This is a genomic window from Chryseobacterium sp. C39-AII1, from assembly GCF_039672645.1.
Taxonomy (GTDB): Bacteria; Bacteroidota; Bacteroidia; order Flavobacteriales; family Weeksellaceae; genus Chryseobacterium.
In genome coordinates, this window is the sequence record NZ_JBDFPQ010000015.1 from 16,224 (window position 1) to 32,811 (window position 16,588).

Genomic DNA, 16,588 nt, shown 5'->3' on the forward strand with positions numbered 1-16,588 from the left:
TTAAAATTTTAAATTATTGAATTAAAGATGCTTTCAATCAAATTTAAAAATCAAAAAAACAAGGTTTTATGAGCGGAGTCATAATCAACAAAAAAAGCCACCATAAATGGTGACTTAAAAAAAAATTTGACAAAAATATTAATCTAACTTCCCTCCCAAAGCTTTAAACAACAGAACATTATTTCTCGTGTTCTGATGTCTGAACTGCAAGAGATCCAACTCTGCTTGCAATTTGCTTTTCTGGGAATTAATTAATTCAAAATAATTGGCATAACCCGTCACATACAAATCATTGGAAACCTCAACACCACGGTCGAGAAAGCCAACTTCTTCAGATTTTAGCTGTAAAACTCTTTCGTAAATTTTCGTTTGCTTTAAAATTGATTGAAGTTCATTGAATGCTGTAGTTACACTTTTCTGATAGGTTAAAAAAGCAATTTCCTGCTCTTTACTTGCCACATTGAATTCATATTTCAACTGGCCTTTATTAAAAACCGGAACCATTAAACCTCCTAATAATTGCCCGGCAAGCGAACTCGGATTAAAAAATGTTCCTGCCGAAAATGAATTCAAACCAAAACTTGCGCCCAGATCGATCTTCGGATAGAATGCCGCTCTTGCCGCTTTAGCATCAGCCTGAGAAGCTTCCAACACATAATAATTGGATGCCACATCCGGTCTGGAATGAATGACCTTTTCAACATTGATGTTTTTATTTAAAATTTCCATATTGGTGGGCATCAGCACGTTTCCGCGTTTGATCTCGCCGCCATAACTTCCCGTTAAGGTCGTGATCGCCTGCTCTACCGTAACAATTTCAACCTTAATATGTTCAATTTCTGCAAGCCAGTTGTTATTCTGAGCTTTAAACTGCTGAACCGCCAATTCTGTCGCTTTTCCGACTTCTCTTTGGGCCAAAACAATCTCGAAAGCTCTCTGCTGAAGATTATAGTTTTTCTGATAGATTGCCAATCGGTTATCTAAAGTCACCAATTGATAATACAGATTCGCAATATCGGTGAACAATTCAACCTGTAAAAGCCGTAAACCTTCTGCCGAAGCCAGATATTTCTTCTGGGCGGCCAGCTTTTTATTTTTCAGTTTTCCCCAAGCATCGACCTCCCAGCTGCTTCTTGCTCCCAACCAGTAATTAGGTGTAAAATCACTGTTGATTTTCTGATCTTCTGTGATGTTTTGTGAAAGATTGGTATCGTAATTTCCGACTCCATCCATCGTATATTTTCCGTAGCGGTCTCCTGAAGCTGTAGCTCCGATTTCCAGAGACGGTAACAGATCCATTTTAGAACGTTGCAGAAAACTATTAGCAATGTCAACACGTTGCTGCGCGATTTGAAAATCCTGATTCTCACGAACTACTTTATCAAAAAGAGCCAGCAAATGTTCATCTTTAAAATATTCCTTTAAATTAATCTGCTGAAAATCTGAATTTTCGGAAGCATTTTCTTTATTAACAATATGTTCAGGTAATTCTTTTGATTTTTTTAATTCCGTCACTTTTGGAACCGCACATGAAACTAAACTGAAAGCTGCGATTCCCAATATGATACTTCTATGATTTAATCTTTTCATCTTTCTTTTTATTTTCAAGTTTTGCAAAAAATATATACAATCCCGGAATGATGACCAATCCGAAAACGGTTCCGATCAACATTCCTCCCGCGGCAGCCGTACCAATGGAACGGTTCCCCACCGCTCCGGCTCCGGAAGCGATACATAAAGGAATTAATCCCGCGACAAAGGCAAAAGAAGTCATTAAAATCGGACGAAGACGCTGTTTTGCCCCTTCAATGGCAGCAGGAATAATATCAAAGCCTTCTTTATTTCGGGCAACGGCAAACTCTACAATCAGGATAGCATTTTTAGCTAAAAGTCCGATCAGCATTACCAAAGCCACCTGCGCATAAATGTTATTATCTAAACCTGCTAAAACCAACGCGATATATGAACCGAAAATTCCGGTTGGCAGACTTAATAAAACAGGCATCGGAAGAAGGAAACTTTCATATTGTGCCGCCAACAGAAGATACACGAAAAGAAGACAGATCATGAAAATATAGATCGTCTGATTTCCTGATAAAATTTCTTCTCTAGTCATTCCAGACCATTCAATATCAAAACCTTTAGGAAGGGTTTCTTTCGCAATTCTTTCCACCGCTGCGATGGCATCTCCTGAACTGTATCCTTCAGCAGCTTCACCATTAATCATCGCTGACAAATACATATTATATCGCGTTAAAACTTCAGGCCCATACACTTTTTCAATCGTAATAAATGTTGAGAAGGGAACCATTTCACCTTTATCGTTTTTCAGATATAAATTCAAAATACTTTGGGGGGTATCACGATGCTCCGGACTTGCCTGAACCATCACTTTATACATCTGGCTGAACCTGATAAAATTGGTCGCATAATAAGAACCCAACATGGTTTGAAGGGTCGACATCGCATTATCTACGGAAACCCCTTTCTTGGCAGCCATATCATAATCAATATTAATCATGTATTGCGGGAAAGTAGCATCAAAACTGGTAAAGTTGTTTTTAAGCTCAGGCGATTCATTCAGTTTTTTAACAAAATCTTTTGTGATCTTATCTGTATTTTCTACTGTTCCGCCAGTTCTGTCCAATAATCTTAGTTCAAAACCACTGGTATTACCAAAACCGGGAACCGTTGGTGGTGCAAAAATCTCAATCTGAGCATCCGAAATTCCTTTTGTTTTTTCTGAAAGCTCTGCAATAAAATCATTCACGGAAATATCTCTTTGTTTCCAGTCTTTAAGATTAATCATCGCCATTCCGTAAGAAGAACCTGCAATTTCCGTCACAATACTGTATCCGGCCAATGTTGTCACGTTTTCTACCCCTTTGATTTTCTTGGCAATAGCCGTCACTTCATCCAGTACTTTTTCAGTTCTTTCCACCGTTGCTCCCTGAGGAGTGGTAACACTTACATAAGCCATTCCCTGATCTTCCATCGGGATAAATCCTGTTGGTAAAAATCTACTGGTAAGCGCCGTTAATACAATAAACAGGAATAATAATCCAAAAGTAACCACAGTTCTTGTCGCAAATTTGGATAAAATACCGACATATCGGTTAGTTAATTTATCAAACCCTCTGTTAAAACTTTCGAAGAATTTATCAACAATATTTTTCTTTTTATGATGATTGTGAGGTTTTAAAATGATGGCACACAAAGCGGGAGTAAGTGTTAAGGCATTCACTCCTGAAATCACAATACTGATCGCCAGTGTTAAAGAAAACTGTCGGTAAAAAACTCCAACCGGACCATCCAGAAATGCTACCGGAATAAATACGGCAGACATCACAATCGTAATCGCCACAACAGCTCCCGCAATTTCTTTTGTAGCACTAATGGTTGCTTCCAAAGGCTGCATACCTTCTTCCATCTTTACGTGAACGGCCTCGACGACGACAATTGCATTATCGACCACAATACCGATGGCCAACACTAAAGCAAATAAAGTCAGTAGGTTGACGGAGAAATCCAACATATTCATGAAAGCAAAAGTTCCCACCAATGCCACCGGAACGGCTAGAACCGGAATTAAGGTGGAACGCCAATCCTGAAGAAAAATAAACACCACAATTCCCACCAGAATAAAGGCTTCAACAAGCGTTGTTAATACCGCACTGATGGATGCATCCAAAAATCGGGAGACATCATACGCCATGTTATATTCCATGCCGGGAGGAAAAGAAGACACCTTTAATTCTTCCATTTTGGTCTTTACACTTTCTATTACTTCAGATGCATTGGAGCCAGGACGCTGCTTCATCATAATCGATGCAGAAGGTCTTCCGTCGGTTTTGGAAACCATTCCGTAGTTCATAGCGCCAAATTCTACTTTCGCGATGTCTTTAAGCTTTAAAATAGTTCCGTTTTCATCAGCACGAATCGGAACTTCTTCATACTCTTTAGGCTCATAAAATTTACCTTTATATTTAATTACATATTGCAGCTGACTCGATGTTTTCCCAGAAGTTTCCCCCACTTTTCCGGGAGCTGCCGAAATATTCTGTTTTTGCAAAGAAGCAATGACTTCATCTGCCGAAATACGGTAGGCTGCCATCTTCTGAGGATCCAGCCATACTCTCATCGAATATTCTTTCTGCCCCATAATTTCTGCACGTCCTACTCCATCAATACGTTTCAATTCCTGAAGAACATTAATATCTGTAAAGTTGTAAATAAACTGCTCATCCTGGCTTGGGTCTGTACTGGTGATATTCAAATACATCAACATACTGTTCACCTCTTTTTCCGTGGTAACACCCGCCCGGATTACCTCTTCCGGCAATTCATCCAAAATGGTTGTCACCCTGTTCTGAACGTTTACCGCAGCAACATCGGGATCAACCCCTACTTCAAAGAAAACCTGAATCAGCGTTAGCCCATCATTGGAAGTCACTGTCGACATATACGTCATTCCAGGAACCCCGTTAATGGCACGTTCTAAAGGAAGCGCCACTGCATTCGCCGAAACCTCGGCATTAGCTCCCGTATATTTCGCCGTTACCGTTACGGAAGGCGGCACAATATCGGGAAATTGGGTAATCGGCATCTTCATCAATGCCATAATTCCCATCAAAACAAAAAATATGGAAATAACCAGCGAAAGAACCTTTCGCCTTATAAACATTTCTACCATCGCTATTTGATTTAAATTTTATGAAAGATTAAAGCTTCTTTTTAATGTTAACCATATCACCGTCTTTCAAAGACTGTGTTCCTTCATAAATGATCAAATCGCCATTTTTCAGACCGCCATCCACCAAATAAGAATCTCTTAAAGTGCTTGCAATCTGAATATTGGTCATTTTTACTTTATTTTTACCATCCACGGTAAAAACATACGTTTTATCCTGAATGGAGAACGTAGATTTTTGTGGAATTAAAATAGCATCCGGTTGATTTTCAGAAATAATCAATTTTCCGGATGTTCCGTGCTTTATTAAATGTTTCGGATTTGGGAAAGCTACTTTATACTGAATTGAACCTGTGGCTCTGTCGATATCTCCGTCAGCAGTTTTCAAAGTTCCATTATATTGATAATGTGCTCCGTTCGGAAGAGTAAGTGCGATATTTTGCTGTTTTCCCAGCTTGTCATTCGCCAACATTTCGAAATATAAGTTTTCAGGAATTGAGAAATAAGCATACACTTCATCTAACTGAGAAAGCGTGGTTAAAAGCGAACCGTTTTCTACCAAACTTCCATCTTTAAAAGGAATCACATCGATTACTCCGTCAAAAGGGGCTACTAGATTGGTAAAACTGATCTTTTGTAAAACCGTTTTCTTCTCAGCATCTGCATAAGCGCGCTTTGCTTTTGCTGAAGAAAGTCTTGCCTTCACCATCTCAAGCTCGTTATTGGCAACAAATTTTTTCGCGTGTAAACTTTCGATCTGTTTCAATTCTACTTCTGCAATTCGAACATCGGCATCGGCTTGTTTTAAAGCTGCATTGGCCTTTAAAAGATCCATTTGAAGTTCAGAATCATTGATTTTAAATAAAGGCTGTCCTTTTTTCACAAACTGACCTTCATTCACATACATTTTTTGAATAATTCCCGCAATTCGGGAACGGATCTCTACATTTTTCTTTGCCTGAATATCGGTTACAAACTGATTGCTCACCAGGGTATCTTTCACCTTTACTTTAAGGACAGGAACATCCTTTATTTGCTTATCATTTGTTTTTTTCGCTTTACTGCATGACACAGCGAATAATATTGCCGTACAGCAAATTATTATATTTTTTAAATACATCTTAGGTATATTAAGTTATAAAATTTGGTTGAAATAAACTGAATTTTAACAACTTAACTAATAGAGCTGGAGGAGATGCAGAAAAGATTTGACCCCACAAACGGTGGTCACGGAAATAATAGGAAGCGTAATCTTCTGAACAACTTTAATCGTTTTGAAAGTAGCTTCTGTGTAATATTCTTCTCTTTTTTGTGCTAGATATTTTACAACTTTTGAAGTGGCAGGAACTGCCTTGGCATTCATATCTGCCTGTTCGTAGACATCAAGAACGCAAATATTGGTAATCGGCGGTATGCAAGGAAGTTTATTTAATGATTTTTCTGCCCATCTCGAATTGAAAAGGGTAAAAACCAACATAAAATAAAAAAATATATACGACCTCAGACTTGCCATGCCAAATCAGAACATTTCGTTTTTTTCGAATAAAAACTGTGAATAGGGCAAAAATAGGGATTTTTTGAGGAGAAGGGAGAAAGATTTATGTTAAAAAAACTTAAACTTAGTATTTATTTTTGGTTAATAGTTTCTAGTTGATGGATATAATTTCGCTCTGCAATCTATCAACTAAAAACCATCAACTATAATTTAGCTTAATTTTCCTTTACAGCTTTTCCATATACTTCCAGCGCCCTTTTTCTTGCGAAAGTATGTTCCACCATTGGATTAGGATTATTAATTTCATCCTGAGAGAGCCAAGTTTTGATGTATGTTAAATCTTTATCAAATTTTTTAGTTTGCTCTGAAGGATTAAAAACCCTGAAGTAAGGAGCAGCATCACATCCACAACCTGCCGCCCATTGCCAGTTTCCGTTGTTTGATGACAATTCGTAATCGAGTAATTTTTCGGAAAAATAAGCTTCACCCCAACGCCAGTCGATCAAAAGATGCTTGGTTAAAAAACTGGCGACAACCATTCGTACTCTGTTGTGCATAAATCCGGTTTCGTTCAGTTGACGCATTCCGGCATCTACAATGGGATATCCCGTTTTTCCTTCACACCAGCGTTTGAATTCCTTTTCATCATTTCGCCAGGCGATATTTTCATATTTTTCTTTAAAAGAATGATGAACCACTTTTGGGAAGTGATATAAAATCTGCATGAAAAACTCTCTCCAAATCAATTCTTTCATCCATGTTTGATTATGCTGAGCTGCAAATTCCACACATTCACGAATGGAAATTGTTCCGAATCGCAGCGCAACTCCTAAATGCGTCGTGTGATCTAATGCAGGAAAATCTCTGTATTGATCATAATCATTAATAATTTTCTTTTCTAATGTTGGCTTTTTGAATTCAATTTCAGTTTTTTCAAAGCCAATATCTTTAAGTGAGAGTAATTTTGGTGCAGAATACTGTAGAAATTGAGAAAAATCTATTGTAAAGGTTTCAATTTTATTTTGGTGAAAATTTTCAAGCCATTTTTTAGAATAAGGTGTAAAGACGGTATAAGGATTTCCGTCATTTTTTACCACCTCTTCTTTTTCAAAGATTACCTGATCTTTACAATCATTAAACTCAATATTATTTTTAATCAACAAATCTTTGATCTCCTGATCTCGCTTTATTGCTTGTGGTTCATAATCTCGGTTACAGAAAACAGCTTCCACATCATACTCTTTCATCAATTTTTTAAAAACATCTAAAGGTTTTCCTTTAAAAGTCGAAAGTCCGCTTTTGTGAGACTTTAACTCATGATGAATTTCCTCCAAAGCCTGATGAAAATAATCAACTCTCCTATCCGATTTATTTTCAAGCTGATCTAAAATTTCTGTATCAAATATAAAAATTGGCAACACTTTCAGTCCGGATTTCAACGCATGATGCAAACCTGCATTATCATTCAATCTTACATCTCTGCGAAACCAAAAAATAACAATCTTTTCCATATTAATGATTAAAACGTTCTTCTAGGATTTTGTACCGATAATTAAAAATATCTTCCAGTTTCTTTTTCACCAAAATAGTATGCGCAATTTCTCCTAAAAAGCCTAAAGGGAGTTCATAATCAACCGTATCTTTCATTAAAACGCCATTTTCATTTTCAATAAATTCATGATGATGATGCCAAAGCTTGTAAGGTCCTTTTTTCTGGAAATCAATAAAACTTTTCTGAAAATCAACTTTGAGAATCTCCGTCTGCCATTTCATTTTAATTCCGAACAAAGGCGAAACAAAATAATCAATGATCATTCCTTCATAAATCTCATCGTTTTCAAACTTCGTTAAAACGATGAATTTCATATCTTTTGGCGTAATTTCTGGAAGATTATTGGCAGAAGAAAAAAATTTCCAGGCCGTTTGGATGTCACAGTTTAATTGCTGTTTGCGATAGAGTTGATGCTTCATTGATAAAATATTATTTTTCTTTAACAACAAAAATAAAACCGCTTCTCACGAAACGGTTTTTAAAATTATTATTTTTTAATGAATTTAAACGTTTTGCCGTTACTCAGTTTTAAAATATAACCACCGTTATTTAATTTTTCAATATTAATAACCTCATTTTGAGAAATATTTCCTGACAACACATTCCTGCCTTCAACATTATAAATTTCAAATTTTTCTTTTGTAGAAAGTCCTGAAAGTTTTATAAAATCTTGTGAAGGATTAGGATATAATGAGATTTTTTTTGCTGCTTTACGAGTTTCTCCCGTAGAAAGTGTAGAGGTAAAAGTAATTGGAGCACTGAAATTCTGTATAGCAGCTCCGCTTCCCTGTGCTGTTCTCCAAGAAAAATTATATGTTCCGATCGTAGAAGGATTTTTGATTAACCCTGAAACAATGATCTGAATTTGTGCTCCTGCAGGAATTGCTACTCCTGAAGTTCCACCGCTTGTCGAAAGCTGGATACCGGAAGCCCACGCTCCTCCTACACTTCCAAATGAAGTATTACAAGGATATGTCACCCCATTTACCTTAAAAGTGACATACGGATTTAGGTTTGCTCCTCCGGAAACGATTTGCGATATTGACGGATAGCCAGAAGGAAGCCCTAAAAAGAATACATTTGGCGTATTGGTTCCTGTTCCGATCGCCTGAGATGTTGTATACGTAAAAGTATACACTGCCGGCTGACCCAGGTCGTTATTACTTACCGAAAGAGTTTGTGCAATAGAAAAATTAAAGTTTAATAATAATCCTAAAATTAGCAAATAAAAATGCTTGTTCATAAAGTATATTTAAATATTTTTTTTGAGACACATACCACAAAAATCCTTTATTCATAGTATTTACAAAAGATTTAAGGGTCGCAAAAGTAGTATTTAAATAACAATATTTAAACATTTAAGATTATAAAGAAATAACAAAAATCGTAACTCTCACAAACCTATAAATTTAGAGAGTATTAAATTTTCATGAAAGATTTTAAAATTTAAATTATTTATAATGTAAAAATATCCCCGAATCGGTTGGTGTCCAAAATGCAGCTTTTTGTCCGGCAGCTTTCAGAGCATCATTTGCCCAAGTATTACAAGTATTCAGAAAACTATATTTTCCTTTGGCATCATAAAATGCGTCGTTATCGCTGTAAACCGCATTGGTAGGAATCAAAATAAAATTTCCTTTTTGATCTTTATCAAATTTATCATCCACAAACGTTACCAATTTTTTGTACTCATCACGGCTGATCATAATCTTCTTGCAATCATCACCTTCCTTCATAACTTTATAATAGGTACAATGCATCGCAGATTCGCTTAACCAGAATGCTGCTTTAAATGCTGTTGAAAATTTTAGATCTGCCCAGGTTGGTGTATCAAGATAAAAACCTTTATCGCCCCAACCGACCCCGACATAATTGTAATCTGTTCTTTTAGAAAGTGTATTAGCAAAAGGGATTTTCGTACTCCAGTCTTCCAGATCATTTTTCACGGGCATTACAATATCTGTGTGAACTCCGTTGGTATAAATATAAATCGGAATTTCTTTTTTCTGTCCGTCATCTTTTGCCGAAACTTCAATGAAAGGTAAAAGGTAGCCCAGAGCAACATACAGAACAACAATTCCTAAAATAATTCCTATTGTTTTTATTAAAAGGATGAACATTTTTCTCACCGTGATATTTAATTTAAGATTAATAAAACTTAATTTGTAATTTTTAGTAAAAGTATTTGTTTTAATCGAAAAAATCACTACATTTAGTTACGAAATATTCACAAATATGCGTAAAAATACCAAATCCCAGAAAAGATTTAAAGTAAGAGTAAAAGTAGCTCCAAAAAGAGTACAAAAAAGACGTTGATTTTCAGGAGAAATACTCTCATGAAAGTCAATTTTTCTTTTTAGGAAAGGCTTTTACAGAAATTTATTCAGTTAAATCTTAACCTCCTTATAACGTAAAGTGTAAGGAATGGACAATTATCCTCTTTAACTTTGGAAAGACAAAATTCCAAACGAGGTTTTATCACCAAAAATCTGAACTATTTTTTAAATGAAGATTTTTCCAGGAACTCAATATTTCTTTTCAAGCCCGCAAATTTGGTTCTTTTGACTGGAGATTTTCTGAAAATCTCTGAGAAAAGTTCCTGCGTAAGTTCCTTCCATTCTCCCTTTTTGAAATTTTTCAATGATTCGTTGGGCTGAAATTTACTTTGTTTATTAGGCGCTGAAAATCGATTCCACGGGCATACATCTTGGCAAACATCACATCCAAACATCCAGTCATCCATTTTATCGTGAAAATAATCCGGAATTTCATTTTTTAGCTCAATCGTTGCGTAAGAAATACATTTGCTTCCGTCTACAATTTTTTCAGAAATAATGGCATTCGTCGGACAAGCGTCAATACATTTCCGGCAGGAACCGCAATGATCTGTTGTTGGATGATCGGGAATAAGTTCTAAATCACAAATAATTTCTGCCAAAAAATAAAACGATCCGCTCTGTTTGGTAATCAGGTTTGCATTTTTGCCCACCCAGCCAATTCCTGATTTTTTGGCCCAACTTCTCTCCAAAACAGGTGCTGAATCTACGAAAACACGAAATCCAAATTCACCGATTTCATCCTGCAGTTCGGAAACCATTTCTCGGAGAATATCTTTTATCACCTCATGATAATCTTCAGCATAAGCATATTTTGAGATCTTAAAATTCTCTAAGGTGGAAATTTTTTCTTCGGGAAAGTAATTATAAGAAAGCGAAATAACAGATTTTGAACCTTCTACCAGTAATCTGGGATCTAATCTTTTATCGAAATGATTTTCCATGTATTTCATTTCTCCATGAAAATTATTCTTTAGCCATTGTTCGAGTTTAGGAGCTTCTTCTTCTAAAAAATCTGCTTTTGAAATACCACAATTCTGAAACCCAAAACTTTTCGCTTTGGCTTTAATAAGCTGTGAATATTTTTCGGCACTTGAATTCATAATTCGCCTTGCAAAACTAAGATTATTTTATAAATTTGTTTAGACTTTGGAATATTAAACAAAGGTATGCATCTTTGGAATACTCCATTTAATATTTTTTTTAACTCTAAATAGTAACAATTATGTCTTTAGCAGAAGTAATAAAATCAGGAAATTATGAATTAATTGATGTTCGTGAGCCAATGGAATTGGAAATGGACGGAAATATTGAAGGGGCTAAAAATATCCCGCTAGGTGAAGTAGAAGACAGACAGGAAGAAATTTTATCTATCGAAAAACCTGTTATTTTGTTCTGCAGAAGCGGAAACAGAAGCGGAAAAGCGTTGGAATATCTTAATTCGCAAGGCTTAAAAGACGGCTATAACGGCGGTGGTTGGGCTGAGCTTAAAGCGAATCTGGAAGCAAATCAAGGAACTTTTTAAAAGTTCCTTTTTTTATCTAAAATACTCAATGATGGAACTGAAAGAAAGATTTACACAAACCTGCTTTCCATTTACACAAGATCAAAATTTGATTGACTCTTTATGGCAGGAAATCGAAAAGAAATATTCTGGGAAAAGCAGACATTATCATAATTTGGAACATCTTGAAAATATGTTTGCAGAAGTTGACACCGTAAAAGATCAAATTTCAAACTTCATCAATATTTCATTTTCTGTATTTTATCATGATGTTATTTATGATGCTTCATCCAAAACCAATGAAGAGAAAAGTGCCGATTTTACAAGAAAAAGGCTTCAGCAATTAAACGTAAACACGGCTGATATTTCTGAAATCCATTTTCAAATCTTAGCCACAAAATCTCATCAGAAATCGGAAAACAAAGACACGAATTATCTTTTGGATGCAGATCTGTCGATTCTTGGGAAGGACTTGGAACTCTATTTAGATTACACAAAAAAGATTAGAAGAGAATATTCTATTTATCCTGATTTATTGTACAAACCGGGAAGAAAAAAGGTTTTGAAACATTTTTTAGAACTTGAAAATATTTTTAAAACGGATGTTTTTAAAGAAAAATATGAAAATAGGGCAAGAGAGAATATTTTATTTGAAATTGAGACTTTATAGATGAATTTTAAGCTTTGGCTAAAGCCAATTACTATCTGTTTTAAAAAAGTAAAGCGGACTAAAGTCCGCTCCTATTGATGCTTTAAGAATTCAAAACTGTAGTGATAAATTCTTTTGACCTTTCTAAAACTACCTCCGGCTTTTCCTTGTGCGGTGTATGCCCGATGTTTGGAATGATAAATTTTTCTGCGTTTCCACTTACTTGAGAAATTGTTTTTTCAACCTGATCCAAAGTGCCGTATTCGTCATCTTCGCCTTGAATGAATAATAAAGGAGACGTTATGTTTTTCAGCAAATATTCAATATTCCAGGTTCTGAATCGATCGCTTAACCAGATTTCAGTCCAAGCTTTTACGATTGTTTCTACTTTATCACCATGGTATTTTTGTAAACGCTCAGGAAGATTAGTTGTTTTGTAAGCTTCCAACACATCTTTTACGCCTTTTACCGTTACATCTTCCACGAAAATATGTCCGGCTTCGCAGAGGATAGCTTTTATTTTTTCAGGGTATTTTGAAGCTGTAATTAATGCAATTGTTCCGCCATCACTGTGACCGAAGAGAATGACATCATTTATATTTAATTCCTCCAAAAGACCATTCAGTAAATCGGCTTCTGATTCCATGTAATTATTTTCTCGTTCATGGGTAAGCATGGGAAAAGATTTCCCGTAGCCTAAACGATCATAAACCAAAGTATTACATTGCGTAGCTTCTGCCAATTTTGCAGGAAAATCTCTCCAAAGCTGAGTTGAACCTAAAGAATCATGTAAAAAGACAATTGTTGGTTTATTTTTAAATGAATTATTATATTCTGTATAAAGTTTTTTACCATTTACATCGATAATCCTTCCTTCCATTACTTTAAAATTTAATTATAAACTCGGATTGTTTGTTTCGTTAAATTCTTTCAATAAATTTTGGAAAACAGTTTCCACAGGGAGAACATCATCAATCAAAGCAGAAACCTGCCCTATTTCTAATTCACCATCTTCCATATCCCCTTCGAACATTCCTTTTTTGGCTCTTGCACGGCCTAAAGAAGCGATCAGAGATTCTTTATTTCTTCCAACGTTATAAATTTCTTCAAGCTCGTTAAAGAAATTATTCTTGACCATTCTTACAGGCGCCAATTCTTTCAAAGTTAAATGTGTATCGCCTTCCTGAAGTTGTGTGATTTTTTGTTTCCAATTATCGTGTGCACTGGCTTCTGTTGTTGCTGCAAAACGGGAACCGATCTGAACGCCGTCTGCACCCAAAATCATTGCCGCTTTCATCTGAGAACCTAAAGCAATTCCACCGGCTGCGATTAATGGTTTTGAAATATGTTTTCTGACGTTTGGAATCAAACAAAAAGTTGTTGTTTCGTCTCTTCCGTTGTGACCGCCTGCTTCAAAACCTTCCGCAACAATAGCATCAACTCCTGCATCTTCACATTTCACGGCAAATTTCGTAGAAGAAACTACGTGAGCGACTTTTACACCTTCCTTCTGAAGTGTTTCAGTATACGCTTTCGGGCTTCCGGCTGAAGTAAAAACGATCTTCACGCCTTCTTCCAAAATAATATTGATAATTTCTTCTAAATTCGGGTAAAGCAAAGCAACATTTACCCCAAAAGGTTTATCCGTAGCTTTCTTACATTTTTGAATATTTTCACGCAAAATATCAGGATACATACTTGCTGAACCAATTAATCCCAATCCTCCACAATTGGAAACCGCCGAAGCCAGTCTCCAGCCTGAATGCCAAATCATCCCAGCCTGAATGATAGGATATTGAATATTAAACAATTGTGTAATTCTATTTTGATTCTGATGCATATCGTGAAGTTTTTTAGCTGAATTGAAATCTATAAATTGGCTCATATTGTAAAAATAATAAAAACCACACTTCCACAAAGTGTTTCAGCACTTTTTTGCATAAAAAAACCTCCAGAACTTCTGAAGGTTTTTTGTTTATTTTTTTATGGCGTCTTTATTCCAGTTGCCTTTCAGCTGACAAGTATCGTAACGCTTGTCGATGGAAATAAAGGTAGTGGGCAGTTTTGAATTCACAAACTTTTCAACCATTTCACTTTTCTTTTTATTAAGCGCCATTTGCTTTATTCTGTCATAGTCAGTTTCAAGCTTAATCTGGTGCGCAGGAATTACGTCTTCCACTTTAATGATCTTTACCACTTTTCTTTCTCTGTCATCAACGTCATCAAAAGCTGTTGTAATATCATCTTTGTTAAGACCAGCTAATTCGTAGCTGATTGTTCCCGGAATACTTTCTCTTTCCAGTTTGTTTGAACCGTCAGATCCTGGAATTACCCCTCCGTTGAACTTCGTTCTTTTATCATCCGAGAATTTAAACGCGGCATCTTTAAAGGTAATTTTACCATCAAGAATTAACGTTCTGATACTATCCAGTTTCTTTTTAGCCGTTGTAATCTCCTCGTCTGTAGGAGTCGCTTTTAAAAGAATATGTCTTGCATCATACTGCTTTCCTGATTTTTTTATCAACTGAATTAAATGATAACCAAATTCAGATTCTACAGGATCAGAGATTTCTCCTTCCTGAAGGTTCAAAGCAGTTGCTTCAAACGCTTTTACCATCTGCCCTTTGTTGATGTTTTTATACAAACCACCGTTAGACGCAGATCCTGTATCTTCAGAATAAATTCTTGCCTGGCTTTCAAAAGTTTCACCTCCCTGAATATCTGCTTTTACTTTCTTCAGTCTGTTGATAATCTCCTGTTTGTGAGCTTCGGTAAGCTTCGGAGCCATCTCGATCTGAGCTAAAGAAACCTCATCCTTAATCTCAGGAAGCTGGCTTTTATATAAGTTATAGAAATCTGTTACCTCGTTTGGTGTAACGTCTGCCTTTTCAGTAACTCTCTGGTATTTAGCCTGTCCGTAATATTGGTCGGTATCAATTTTTTCAATGGCATTTTTCATTTCATAGCCATTTCTGAATTTATACGCTGCCAACATTGTTTTCTCGTCCGGAAACTGAGAAAGCATTTGCTGATATTTAGCATTTGCCTGATCTTTGATAGCCGCAGAACGGTTTTCAATTAAGGTATCTTTTTTAGCTTCATATACCAAAAGCTTATTGTTAAGAAGATTTTCAAGGAAATCGCACTTATCAACATTACTGGATGCCCCCTGTTGTTTTGCGTAATTTATCTGCTCGTTGATATCAGACTCCAAAACAATTTCATCACCAATTACAGCAGCAATACCATCCACTAATTCTCCTTGTTTTAACTGAGCTTTCATGGTATTTGTAGCAAATAACATGATGAAAACTCCAAAAAGAAAAGTGATTTTTAGTTTATTTATCATTTTACTATTTTAAACAAGTTGCAAATTTAGAATTCTTAATGAATTACACTAAATTTTTTATTATAAATATTTCTTAAAAAGATTTATTTATTGCAGTTCTACATCAAAAGTCGTCAATTCTTTAAATTGTCTCAATCTGTTGAACATATCCGCTTCGTTTACTTCCTGAATTCTTTCTGTTCCGAATTTTTCAACCGTGAAAGAAGCCATTGCAGAACCTACGATTAAAGCAGACTTCATAGTTTCGAAATCAATCTTTTCTTTTTTAGCCAAGTACGCTGCAAAACCTCCCGCGAAAGTATCTCCCGCTCCTGTTGGATCGAATACATCTTCTAACGGCAATGCAGGAATCGCGAATACTTTGTTATCATGGAAAAGTAAAGCTCCGTGCTCTCCTTTTTTAATAATTACATATTCAGGACCCATTGTATGGATTTTCTTCGCCGCTTTTACCAAAGAATATTCTCCTGAAAGCTGTCTTGCCTCTTCATCATTGATTGTGATCACATCTGTTTTAGCAATCATATCCATTAAGATATCCAAAGCAGAATCCATCCAGAAATTCATAGTATCAAGAATAACCAGCTTCGGACGCGTATTCATCTTTTCAAGAACTGAAAGTTGTACTCCCGGGTGAAGGTTTCCTAATAATAAGATCTCTGCATCCTGCATAGAATCTGGAATTTTCGGGTCGAAGTTCTCTAAAACGTTTACTTCTGTAGCCAACGTATCTCTCGTATTCAAGTCGTTGTGGTATTTACCTGCCCAGAAGAAAGTTTTTCCTTCTTTTACGATCTCAATACCTTCGATGTTTACGTCTCTGTCGGTAAACATATCAAGGTGTGCTTGTGGGAAATCTCCTCCTACTACAGAAACGATTCCGGATTTTACGCCTAAAATAGACGAAGTAATACCAATATAAGTAGCAGCACCTCCTAAAATTTTATCTGTTTTCCCAAATGGCGTTTCGATTGCGTCAAATGCAACACTTCCTACAACTAAAAGTTTCATAT

At 35.9% G+C, this 16,588-nt stretch carries 15 protein-coding genes; 2 read left to right on the plus strand and 13 right to left on the minus strand.

Annotated elements, in window-relative coordinates; genetic code table 11:
* Nucleotides 1-138 precede the first annotated feature (138 nt).
* The 9 genes from ABEG63_RS17915 to queG all read right to left on the minus strand — a co-directional run bounded on the left by ABEG63_RS17915 (nucleotide 139) and on the right by queG (nucleotide 11,176).
* Nucleotides 139-1,590 carry an efflux transporter outer membrane subunit gene (locus ABEG63_RS17915; protein ID WP_346586639.1) on the minus strand — a complete coding sequence of 484 codons (1,452 nt, stop codon included), beginning with the start codon at nucleotides 1,588-1,590 and terminating at the stop codon, nucleotides 139-141.
* Entirely contained in the window at nucleotides 1,571-4,693 is a 3,123-nt protein-coding gene (locus tag ABEG63_RS17920) for an efflux RND transporter permease subunit (RefSeq protein WP_346586641.1), read from the minus strand. The genes ABEG63_RS17915 and ABEG63_RS17920 overlap by 20 nt, the downstream gene beginning before the upstream one ends.
* 28 nt (nucleotides 4,694-4,721) lie before the next feature.
* Nucleotides 4,722-5,762, minus strand: a complete 1,041-nt coding sequence (locus tag ABEG63_RS17925) for an efflux RND transporter periplasmic adaptor subunit (RefSeq protein WP_346586642.1) — start codon at nucleotides 5,760-5,762, stop codon at nucleotides 4,722-4,724.
* A 105-nt stretch (nucleotides 5,763-5,867) separates the two neighbouring features.
* The gene (locus tag ABEG63_RS17930; protein ID WP_346586644.1) at nucleotides 5,868-6,167 is read right to left on the minus strand and encodes a hypothetical protein; all 300 of its coding nucleotides are present in this window, start codon (nucleotides 6,165-6,167) and stop codon (nucleotides 5,868-5,870) included.
* 233 nt (nucleotides 6,168-6,400) lie between these two features.
* On the minus strand, nucleotides 6,401-7,696 hold the full coding sequence (locus tag ABEG63_RS17935) for a deoxyribodipyrimidine photo-lyase (protein WP_346586646.1): 1,296 nt from the start codon (nucleotides 7,694-7,696) through the stop codon (nucleotides 6,401-6,403).
* Between the two features lies 1 nt (nucleotide 7,697).
* Nucleotides 7,698-8,156 (minus strand): SRPBCC family protein, encoded by a 459-nt coding sequence (locus tag ABEG63_RS17940; RefSeq protein WP_346586648.1) that lies wholly within the window; start codon nucleotides 8,154-8,156, stop codon nucleotides 7,698-7,700.
* Nucleotides 8,157-8,224: 68 nt separating this feature from the next.
* A complete protein-coding gene (locus tag ABEG63_RS17945) occupies nucleotides 8,225-8,980 on the minus strand; it encodes a T9SS type A sorting domain-containing protein (protein ID WP_346586650.1) in 756 nt (251 codons plus the stop codon).
* A gap of 208 nt (nucleotides 8,981-9,188) precedes the next feature.
* Nucleotides 9,189-9,866 (minus strand): TIGR02117 family protein, encoded by a 678-nt coding sequence (locus ABEG63_RS17950; RefSeq protein WP_346586651.1) that lies wholly within the window; start codon nucleotides 9,864-9,866, stop codon nucleotides 9,189-9,191.
* Nucleotides 9,867-10,231: 365 nt separating this feature from the next.
* Nucleotides 10,232-11,176, minus strand: coding sequence for a tRNA epoxyqueuosine(34) reductase QueG (gene queG / locus ABEG63_RS17955; protein ID WP_346586653.1), 945 nt, complete (start codon nucleotides 11,174-11,176; stop codon nucleotides 10,232-10,234).
* Nucleotides 11,177-11,298: 122 nt separating this feature from the next.
* Here queG and ABEG63_RS17960 point away from each other — a divergent pair, with 122 nt between their 5' ends.
* Complete coding sequence (locus ABEG63_RS17960; RefSeq protein ID WP_267405190.1) at nucleotides 11,299-11,598, plus strand: rhodanese-like domain-containing protein; 300 nt, start codon at nucleotides 11,299-11,301, stop codon at nucleotides 11,596-11,598.
* A 28-nt stretch (nucleotides 11,599-11,626) separates the two neighbouring features.
* Entirely contained in the window at nucleotides 11,627-12,247 is a 621-nt protein-coding gene (locus ABEG63_RS17965; RefSeq protein WP_346586656.1) for a hypothetical protein, read from the plus strand.
* A gap of 82 nt (nucleotides 12,248-12,329) precedes the next feature.
* Here ABEG63_RS17965 and ABEG63_RS17970 read toward each other — a convergent pair whose 3' ends face one another.
* The 4 genes from ABEG63_RS17970 to ABEG63_RS17985 all read right to left on the minus strand — a co-directional run bounded on the left by ABEG63_RS17970 (nucleotide 12,330) and on the right by ABEG63_RS17985 (nucleotide 16,586).
* Complete coding sequence (locus ABEG63_RS17970; RefSeq protein WP_346586658.1) at nucleotides 12,330-13,106, minus strand: alpha/beta hydrolase; 777 nt, start codon at nucleotides 13,104-13,106, stop codon at nucleotides 12,330-12,332.
* Nucleotides 13,107-13,121: 15 nt separating this feature from the next.
* The gene (locus tag ABEG63_RS17975; RefSeq protein WP_346586660.1) at nucleotides 13,122-14,111 is read right to left on the minus strand and encodes a nitronate monooxygenase; all 990 of its coding nucleotides are present in this window, start codon (nucleotides 14,109-14,111) and stop codon (nucleotides 13,122-13,124) included.
* Between the two features lie 90 nt (nucleotides 14,112-14,201).
* A complete protein-coding gene (locus ABEG63_RS17980) occupies nucleotides 14,202-15,575 on the minus strand; it encodes a peptidylprolyl isomerase (RefSeq protein WP_267405186.1) in 1,374 nt (457 codons plus the stop codon).
* Nucleotides 15,576-15,662: 87 nt separating this feature from the next.
* Nucleotides 15,663-16,586 (minus strand): PfkB family carbohydrate kinase, encoded by a 924-nt coding sequence (locus ABEG63_RS17985; RefSeq protein ID WP_346586662.1) that lies wholly within the window; start codon nucleotides 16,584-16,586, stop codon nucleotides 15,663-15,665.
* Between the last annotated feature and the right edge of the window lie 2 nt (nucleotides 16,587-16,588).

Bases quoted from the DNA above. Each gene is read 5' to 3' on its own strand.
- ABEG63_RS17915 (WP_346586639.1), bottom strand. From the start codon at position 1,590: ATGAAAAGATTAAATCATAGAAGTATCATATTGGGAATCGCAGCTTTC.
- ABEG63_RS17920 (WP_346586641.1), bottom strand. From the start codon at position 4,693: ATGGTAGAAATGTTTATAAGGCGAAAGGTTCTTTCGCTGGTTATTTCC.
- ABEG63_RS17930 (WP_346586644.1), bottom strand. From the start codon at position 6,167: ATGTTGGTTTTTACCCTTTTCAATTCGAGATGGGCAGAAAAATCATTA.
- ABEG63_RS17935 (WP_346586646.1), bottom strand. From the start codon at position 7,696: ATGGAAAAGATTGTTATTTTTTGGTTTCGCAGAGATGTAAGATTGAAT.
- ABEG63_RS17940 (WP_346586648.1), bottom strand. From the start codon at position 8,156: ATGAAGCATCAACTCTATCGCAAACAGCAATTAAACTGTGACATCCAA.
- ABEG63_RS17945 (WP_346586650.1), bottom strand. From the start codon at position 8,980: ATGAACAAGCATTTTTATTTGCTAATTTTAGGATTATTATTAAACTTT.
- queG (WP_346586653.1), bottom strand. From the start codon at position 11,176: ATGAATTCAAGTGCCGAAAAATATTCACAGCTTATTAAAGCCAAAGCG.
- ABEG63_RS17960 (WP_267405190.1), top strand. From the start codon at position 11,299: ATGTCTTTAGCAGAAGTAATAAAATCAGGAAATTATGAATTAATTGAT.
- ABEG63_RS17965 (WP_346586656.1), top strand. From the start codon at position 11,627: ATGATGGAACTGAAAGAAAGATTTACACAAACCTGCTTTCCATTTACA.
- ABEG63_RS17970 (WP_346586658.1), bottom strand. From the start codon at position 13,106: ATGGAAGGAAGGATTATCGATGTAAATGGTAAAAAACTTTATACAGAA.
- ABEG63_RS17975 (WP_346586660.1), bottom strand. From the start codon at position 14,111: ATGAGCCAATTTATAGATTTCAATTCAGCTAAAAAACTTCACGATATG.
- ABEG63_RS17980 (WP_267405186.1), bottom strand. From the start codon at position 15,575: ATGATAAATAAACTAAAAATCACTTTTCTTTTTGGAGTTTTCATCATG.
- ABEG63_RS17985 (WP_346586662.1), bottom strand. From the start codon at position 16,586: ATGAAACTTTTAGTTGTAGGAAGTGTTGCATTTGACGCAATCGAAACG.